The organism is Acinetobacter endophylla (genome assembly GCF_053543775.1).
Map to the genome: position 1 here is coordinate 1 of NZ_JBLVOM010000060.1, position 8,728 is coordinate 8,728.

Annotated in this window: 5 protein-coding genes, 2 tRNA genes and 2 rRNA genes; 2 read left to right on the forward strand and 7 right to left on the reverse strand. The window is 42.8% G+C overall.

The features are described from left to right. The 6 genes from ACNPNW_RS04725 to tyrS all read right to left on the reverse strand — a co-directional run. Nucleotides 1-353, reverse strand: a 23S ribosomal RNA gene (locus ACNPNW_RS04725); the annotation flags it as partial. Nucleotides 354-843: 490 nt separating this feature from the next. After that, nucleotides 844-919 (reverse strand) — tRNA-Ala (locus ACNPNW_RS04730). Nucleotides 920-990: 71 nt separating this feature from the next. Continuing rightward, nucleotides 991-1,067 (reverse strand) — tRNA-Ile (locus ACNPNW_RS04735). A gap of 60 nt (nucleotides 1,068-1,127) precedes the next feature. After that, nucleotides 1,128-2,665, reverse strand: a 16S ribosomal RNA gene (locus ACNPNW_RS04740). Between the two features lie 733 nt (nucleotides 2,666-3,398). Beyond that, nucleotides 3,399-3,692, reverse strand: coding sequence for a hypothetical protein (locus ACNPNW_RS04745; RefSeq protein WP_448766612.1), 294 nt, complete (start codon nucleotides 3,690-3,692; stop codon nucleotides 3,399-3,401). A gap of 533 nt (nucleotides 3,693-4,225) precedes the next feature. Further along, complete coding sequence (gene tyrS / locus ACNPNW_RS04750) at nucleotides 4,226-5,440, reverse strand: tyrosine--tRNA ligase (protein WP_448766613.1); 1,215 nt, start codon at nucleotides 5,438-5,440, stop codon at nucleotides 4,226-4,228. Nucleotides 5,441-5,520: 80 nt separating this feature from the next. Between tyrS and ACNPNW_RS04755 the strand changes: the two genes are divergently transcribed. Then, on the forward strand, nucleotides 5,521-6,648 hold the full coding sequence (locus ACNPNW_RS04755) for an anhydro-N-acetylmuramic acid kinase (RefSeq protein ID WP_448766614.1): 1,128 nt from the start codon (nucleotides 5,521-5,523) through the stop codon (nucleotides 6,646-6,648). Nucleotides 6,649-6,750: 102 nt separating this feature from the next. On the opposite strand, the gene ACNPNW_RS04760 is transcribed toward ACNPNW_RS04755, so the two are convergent. Further along, nucleotides 6,751-8,043: a lytic murein transglycosylase gene (locus ACNPNW_RS04760; RefSeq protein WP_004729018.1), complete on the reverse strand. Its 1,293-nt coding sequence runs from the start codon at nucleotides 8,041-8,043 to the stop codon at nucleotides 6,751-6,753. A 485-nt stretch (nucleotides 8,044-8,528) separates the two neighbouring features. Between ACNPNW_RS04760 and ACNPNW_RS04765 the strand changes: the two genes are divergently transcribed. Next, a partial coding sequence (locus ACNPNW_RS04765; RefSeq protein WP_448766370.1) for a transposase-like zinc-binding domain-containing protein occupies nucleotides 8,529-8,728 on the forward strand: 200 nt, incomplete at its 3' end.

Consider the following 8,728-nt stretch of genomic DNA (forward strand, 5'->3'; position numbering starts at 1 on the left):
CATATAAGCCCTTTCGTGTACAGGACTATCACCGTCTACGGTCGCACTTCCCAGAGCGTTCCACTAGAACTTATATGACTTAATGGGCTCTTCCCCTTTCGCTCGCCGCTACTGAGGGAATCTCAATTGATTTCTTTTCCTAAGGGTACTGAGATGTTTCACTTCCCCTCGTTCGCCTTGCAACACTATGTATTCATGTTGCAATACCTACCTTATGGTAAGTGGGTTTCCCCATTCAGACATCTCCGGATCACAGGATATTTGCCGCCTCCCCGGAGCTTTTCGCAGGCTATCACGTCTTTCATCGCCTCTGACTGCCAAGGCATCCACCACATGCACTTAATTACTTGACTATACAACCCCAAACAGTCGTTTATCCTTACAAGTAGGATAAGCAACAGATTGTGATGATCTCTCATCACGCTCATACAGTTGGCGTTTGTGCACTTAAGCACCGTACAGCTTCAATTAGATTCATATACCAAAACGCTTGATTCAGTTAATTTCGCTAGTAACTCATTTCTTTCATCTTCACATCACAGTAATAAATCACTGCTAGTGTTAATGTCAGTCATGAGTATGAACAAATTATTTCAACTCAAATATATTCTGTTAATGATTTTTCCAGCCTTCGTCAGGTCAGGAAACTGTGATAAATCACAGAGGTTATCAAGTGCGCGTATCATAACGCTTGTACTTGTTAATCTCTAGGATCTAAACACTTGATCGCTTAAGGACTAAACTAACAATCAATACTGTATTGATTACTATGTCTAACGTAGCTTTTGTTAACTTTCAAGTGATAGCATTATAGCTTTGCTTTATGCATTACGATATGAAGTATGGTGGAGACTAGGAGAGTCGAACTCCTGACCTCCTGCGTGCAAAGCAGGCGCTCTACCAACTAAGCTAAGTCCCCAGCTTATCAATAAGTCAATGTATCGTTCCGTTCTGTTTGCTTCAGCACTTTCATGCTTCGTTAGTCAGATTTGGTGGGTCTGACAAGACTTGAACTTGTGACCCCACGCTTATCAAGCGTGTGCTCTAACCAACTGAGCTACAGACCCTCAGATACATCGTATGAAGAACAACTTGTTGTGGATTCTTACCAATCGTCAATCTTTCGTTAAGGAGGTGATCCAGCCGCAGGTTCCCCTACGGCTACCTTGTTACGACTTCACCCCAGTCATCTGCCACACCGTGGTAAGCGTCCCCCCTAAGGTTAGACTACCTACTTCTGGTGCAACAAACTCCCATGGTGTGACGGGCGGTGTGTACAAGGCCCGGGAACGTATTCACCGCGGCATTCTGATCCGCGATTACTAGCGATTCCGACTTCATGGAGTCGAGTTGCAGACTCCAATCCGGACTACGATCGGCTTTTTGAGATTAGCATCCACTCGCGTGGTAGCAACCCTTTGTACCGACCATTGTAGCACGTGTGTAGCCCTGGTCGTAAGGGCCATGATGACTTGACGTCGTCCCCGCCTTCCTCCAGTTTGTCACTGGCAGTATCCTTAAAGTTCCCGGCTTAACCCGCTGGCAAATAAGGAAAAGGGTTGCGCTCGTTGCGGGACTTAACCCAACATCTCACGACACGAGCTGACGACAGCCATGCAGCACCTGTATGTAAGTTCCCGAAGGCACCAATCCATCTCTGGAAAGTTCTTACTATGTCAAGACCAGGTAAGGTTCTTCGCGTTGCATCGAATTAAACCACATGCTCCACCGCTTGTGCGGGCCCCCGTCAATTCATTTGAGTTTTAGTCTTGCGACCGTACTCCCCAGGCGGTCTACTTATCGCGTTAGCTGCGCCACTAAAGCCTCAAAGACCCCAACGGCTAGTAGACATCGTTTACGGCATGGACTACCAGGGTATCTAATCCTGTTTGCTCCCCATGCTTTCGCACCTCAGTGTCAGTATTAGGCCAGATGGCTGCCTTCGCCATCGGTATTCCTCCAGATCTCTACGCATTTCACCGCTACACCTGGAATTCTACCATCCTCTCCCATACTCTAGCCAACCAGTATCGAATGCAATTCCCAAGTTAAGCTCGGGGATTTCACATTTGACTTAATTGGCCACCTACGCGCGCTTTACGCCCAGTAAATCCGATTAACGCTTGCACCCTCTGTATTACCGCGGCTGCTGGCACAGAGTTAGCCGGTGCTTATTCTGCGAGTAACGTCCACTATCCAAGAGTATTAATCTCGGTAGCCTCCTCCTCGCTTAAAGTGCTTTACAACCAAAAGGCCTTCTTCACACACGCGGCATGGCTGGATCAGGGTTCCCCCCATTGTCCAATATTCCCCACTGCTGCCTCCCGTAGGAGTCTGGGCCGTGTCTCAGTCCCAGTGTGGCGGATCATCCTCTCAGACCCGCTACAGATCGTCGCCTTGGTAGGCCTTTACCCCACCAACTAGCTAATCCGACTTAGGCTCATCTATTAGCGCAAGGCCCGAAGGTCCCCTGCTTTCTCCCGTAGGACGTATGCGGTATTAGCATCCCTTTCGAGATGTTGTCCCCCACTAATAGGCAGATTCCTAAGCATTACTCACCCGTCCGCCGCTAGGTAATGTAGCAAGCTACATTTCCCCGCTCGACTTGCATGTGTTAAGCCTGCCGCCAGCGTTCAATCTGAGCCATGATCAAACTCTTCAGTTTAATACTATGTAGTGCCTTAAAGGGCACCAATCTTGGCTCATCAATTTTCTGACAAATATTTCTCAAATAAACTTCGAGTAATTTCTACCATCAATCAATGAAAATAATTTCGATCAATCAACCAGTAAAAATCCACACAAGTTGTTCTTCATAATCTCTTAATGATCTTTCTAACACCTCGTCAGTGCTAGAAGCTGGACTTCGATAAACTTAACAACTCCGCCATTCTGCTTCGTTCGTTTCCGTCTATCTCGTCGGTATGGGTGCATTCTAGAGGATTTCAGAATCATTGCAACCCCCAATTCACTATATTTTTCACGTATGTCTTTTTTTTCTACAAAAATTACTAAAAAATCGCTTTTTTATCTAATTTTTAAGCGTTTTTATGCAATAAACCCACTAAACACTTCATTTTATTTTTAACTGAAAATTCATTTAGACCTAAAAACTATCACAATAATATTTAAAACAGTATTTTTAGCCTTTTGATATTGAAATCTTGTCTTTTATTTAAATTAGCTCGTCAAAAGAAAATCAAAATCACTCTATCTTGCCCAATAAGCTGCTCTAAATCCTAGACTACTCAATTAATGAGTTATTTTTTACGTAAAAAGCTTTTATAAAAGCCTATTCTTAGGCTGCTATATAGAAGAGGTATTCATTTTTTAGTTTTCGAATCCCAAAACCATGCTTAGATCACTTATATATAGAAGATAAAGTCTGTTATTTCTAATTAAGCGACTTTTTCCTGTTGTTGCTGTCCAAGCCAGTGTTGCATAACTTCTACAATCATGTCTTTCTTACCCTGATAATCCTCGGCAACAAAGAATAATTTCGCGCGTCGCGGTAACTGCTCTTCAATCAGGGAAAATAAAAAGTAATGCGCGGCCAGATCAAGCTGCATAAATAAAGTATAGACAGATCCATAGAGTTGCTGTTTTTGTTCGACTGGCTGGTATTCAAATAAGAACCGTAAAATGCAATCGATCTGTTCATCAAAAATATCTTCTGTTGGATAGCGATACATTCAATCACCTCTGCTTTAATTTTTTTATGTTTTGCACTTTTCTTTTGGAGTCAATTGAAATGAACTCATTCTTAGAGGTCATTCACCTAAGCTCAATTTGCTGGTTAATTTTAAGTTTAGTTGCTCAATGAGAAAAGTAGGCATGCAGATTTATATTTTGATTACGCAATCAGAATAAATAAAAAAGGAAGAGATCTCTCCCAAAATCTCCTCCTTAGAATTGAATCTTTACCCGATCCATTATGTCATTATTATAGTTATTCACTTTAAAGCTTTTAAAAAGAGCCTCTTGGAAAAGAGACTTTCTCAGTTGTGGAGTACTATTATTTTTACTACCCTCTAGATGCTCTAAACGAATTCTCTAGATGAATAAATCCTATACATAATAAAGATGAAAAGCAAGTGATTTGGGAAAAATTAACTCTTGTTTTCATAGGGTTTTTTTTGACTTTACTTATTTGATTTTTAAATATAGAACATCAATAAAAAAAGCAGACCGAAGCCTGCTTTTATTTCAATAACTTATCCGATTTTTAGTCAACAAAAGTGACTTTAGCGATTGCTTTTTTGCTGGCCTGAACAATCAAAGTCACGTTCTCTTTCACAGAATACGTCGTATCTACCGTCTGCCAATCCACTTTCACTGCGCCACGGCCTAATGCATCCTTAGCTTGGGCTGCATTTTTGGTTAAGCCTGCCTCACGTAAAATCGAGGTAATAAAAATTTCACCACCAAACTCGCCACGCGAAATAGTGACTTCTGGCGTACCTTCAGGTAATTCACCTTCAGTAATGATATTACCCGCGCCTTTGTGGGCATTGGAAGCCGCTTCTGCACCATGGAAACGCTCAACCAGCTCCAGCGCAAGAATTTTTTTCACTTCTTGTGGGTTACGGCCTTCTGCCACTTCTTTTAATAGTTGCTGAATTTCTTCAATGGTTTTGAAGCTCAGCAGATCAAAATAACGCTCAATCAATGCATCCGGCATTGAGAGCACTTTCTGGTACATCGCGCCCGGTGCATCAAATACACCAATATAGTTACCTAAAGATTTAGACATCTTGTTGACGCCATCTAAACCTTCAAGGATTGGCACTGTGATACAGACTTGAGCTTCTTGGTTATAGCGACCTTGTAAGGTACGACCCATCAACAAGTTAAAGGTTTGGTCTGTACCACCCAATTCAACATCTGCTTCCAACGCAACAGAGTCATAGCCTTGTACCAATGGGTACAAAAATTCATGAATCGCGATCGGTTGTTGATTGTTATAACGCTTGGTGAAGTCATCACGCTCAAGCATACGTGCAACCGTTTGCTGTGATGCCAATTGAATTAAATCAGCCGCAGTTTTTTGTGCAAACCACTCCGAGTTAAACACCACTTTGGTTTTGTTTGGATCAAGGATTTTAAATACTTGTTCTTGATATGTTTTAGCGTTCTCTAAAACCTGTTCACGTGACAATGGCGGACGTGTAGCACTTTTTCCGGTTGGGTCACCGATCATCGCAGTATAGTCACCAATTAGGAACAACACTTCATGACCCAAGTCTTGGAATACTTTTAACTTATTAATAAGAACTGTGTGGCCCAAGTGCAAATCAGGTGCAGTCGGGTCAAAACCCGCTTTAATTTTTAATGGACGATTCAATTTTAATTTCTTGAGAAGGTCTTCTTCAGAAATAATTTCGTGGGTGCCTCGTTGAATGAGGGCAAGTTGTTCTTCAGCCGGCAGGAAATTTGACATCACAAAATCCAATACATCAGTTACTCAATTTGTGCGATATACTAACACTTTTTCAGCATATTGCAGGCTTAAGAATAACCATGACAGCGATCTATATTGGGGTAATGACCGGCACGAGCATGGATGGTGTCGATATTGTTGCTGCTTCTTTTGATCCACTCCAGCTTCATGCCACACTCACTTTGGCATTTGATCCTGACCTTCGGGATGAGCTGATGGCACTGACCTTGCCGGATGACAATGAAATTGACCGCATGGGCAAGGCTGATGTTGCACTGGCACAAATGATTGGTCATGGTATTAATACGTTGATTGAAAAAAATAACCTGGATAAATCCAGAATTAAGGCGATTGGCTCGCATGGCCAGACTATCCGGCATCGTCCTGAACATGGCTTCACCCTGCAAATTGGCGACCCGAACATCATTACTGAAATTACCCAGATTCCGGTAATTTCAGATTTCCGTCGTCGTGATCTGGCGGCAGGTGGTCAGGGAGCACCTTTAGTTCCGGCATTTCATCAGGATATTTTCCAGCATGACAGCATTCACCGGGTAATTTTAAATCTGGGTGGCATTGCCAATGTCAGCCTGCTGCCTGCCGGGAAGCCTGAAGAGGTTTATGGTTTTGATACCGGACCGGCCAATATCTTGATGGATGCCTGGTGTGCCCGTTATACCGGTCAGCCTTTTGATGAAAATGGTAACTGGGCAGCCTATGGCACCCCGATTCGCAGTTTACTCGATCGCTTGCAGTCACACGAATTCTTCTCCAAAGAACCTCCGAAAAGTACTGGTCGTGAAGATTTCAACCTGGAATGGCTGGATGAACAGATTGCTGACTGGCGCAATGACCTGCAATACGATGAACTGGAAGATACCCCGGAAAATGTACAGGCGACTTTATTAAAGCTCACCACCCGTGCCATTAAAAAAGCCATTTACCGCTCCGGCATGGATACCGGACAGGTTTTTGTTTGCGGTGGTGGTGCCTACAACTCACATTTACTGGAGCAGTTGCGCTGGCGCCTGCGCAAACATGAATGGAGCGTACAGACTACCGCCGATCTGGGCCTCAATCCGACTTGGGTAGAAGCTACTGCCTTTGCCTGGCTGGCCATGCGTTTTATGAATCAGCTAAATGGTAACTTGCCTGCAGTCACTGGTGCCGCTGGCTATCGCGTCCTCGGCACCATTACTGCTGTTTAAATTCAGCGAATTACTATTGTCTTGCATGACTATATAGCTACTCAAAAACAGTCATTAAAAAAGGCCTACATAAATGCAGACCTTTTTTCGTTTTCAATATTTTTATTGCATCATGCGTTTGGCATTTTCATTTCTAAAAGCACGCAGAATCTGCTGACCAGCACGACCTGTTGGACTCAAGCCCAAACGCTGCTGTTCCTGACGAATCGCCTGACGGGTTTTATCACCAATCAAACCATCCACCGCACCAATGTCATAACCTCGACTCAATAAAAATTGCTGGATCTCACGACGCTCTGCACGTGAAGTCCCCGGATCATCGGTGGGCCATGTGGCCGTAAAACTACCTTTACCTTGCAGGCGATCGGATAAATGTGCAATCGCCAAGGCATAACTTTCTGCCGCGTTATAGCTATAAATGGCATCAAAGTTTTTAAAGACCAGGAACACCGGGCCATTCGGCCCCGCAGGCGCAAGTAATCCGGCTTGAGAGGATTGTGATAAATTTCCTTGAATTAAAGGCGAACCGTCGGCACGCACCACCCCTTGATTGATCCAACTACTCAAGGATTTTTTATTTCTTCGGCCTTCACCGGAAACCGACATGCCTTGCGGAATCTTGACTTCAAATCCCCAAGGTTGTCCGCTCTGCCAGCCACGCTTGCTTAAAAAATTGGCGGTCGATGCCAGTGCATCCGGAATGCTGGATACCAGATCACGTCGGCCATCTCCATCAAAATCAACTGCAAGTTCATCATAAGTCGATGGCATAAACTGGGTATGACCAAATGCACCTGCCCAGGAACCCTTTAAATGTTCTTCACGTACATCGCCACGCTGTAACAGTTTCATGGTAGTAAAAAACTCACCACGGAAATAACTCTGGCGACGGCCTTCACAGCTCAAAGTCCCTAAAGCCTGTAATAAAGGATATTTCCCGGAAATATCACCAAAATTACTTTCAACACCCCATACCGCAACTACCATTTCTGCAGGTACACCATAGGTGGCAGCAACACGATTGAGCACCTCACGATGTTGCTGTAATTTTTGCCGGCCGAGCTGAACCCGTTCTTCATCCACCAAACCAGACAGATAATCCCAAATCGGGGTAGAAAATTCAGGCTGGTAATTCAGGCGTTCAATCACTGAATAATCAGGGCTTAAGTTTTGGGTATAACGATCATAGGTACTGCCGCTTACACCTCTAGCAACAGCTTGACTGCGCAAATTGGCGAGACAGTTTTGAAAATTATTTTGGGAGGCATAACTCGGGATATTTGAAATAGAGGTCAAATCAGTCGGCGTGACACGTTGACCATTAATAATAAGTTCAGCCTGTGCCTGTGAAGCAGCCAAGACCACAGAACCAATAAAAAGTGCAAGCCGTTGCATAAGACCCTTGAATATTTAGATTTTGAATTATGTTTCTACCTTAGCAGCTCATGATGAAAATTAAAGCGCCAATGCGTAAATTTAAATTCATAATTCCTACACTTTTAAATTCATTTTGTAATCTTTAAATTTAAACACGAGTTATCCACAAGCCTGCTTTAAATTCAAATCAGCAGGATTTTTAAATTCAAAACATTTGAAATTAGTTTTGAATTTAAAAAATATAGGGATAACTTGTTTCAGGAAAAGTGAGTCACAATCATCAACATGCTCTAATTACACTCGTTTTTCTTTTAAATTCATTTGAATAATGGGCTAATATTTTTAAATTCAAAACTTTGAATTTATTTATCCAGTTTTAAATTTGAATTCATATTTTTTGAATTTAAAAGCGCAAGTTTAAATTCAAAGTCCGATTTAAATTTGGGTGGTGTATCAAAAAGTATGCTAAAAAAAAGCAGGTTGAATTTTGATAAAATAGAGAAATGCAAATAACTCTAGAAATCAAATGTCCAACCTGCCTCAGTGACAGTATAAAGAAAAATGGCATCAAAGTAGATGGGAAACAAAACTACCAATGCAAAGACTGCAAACGTCAGTTTATTGGTGACCATGCTCTGAGCTATCTAGGATGTAATTCTGGCATTACTCGTAAAATATTACAGTTAATGGTCAGAGGCAGCGG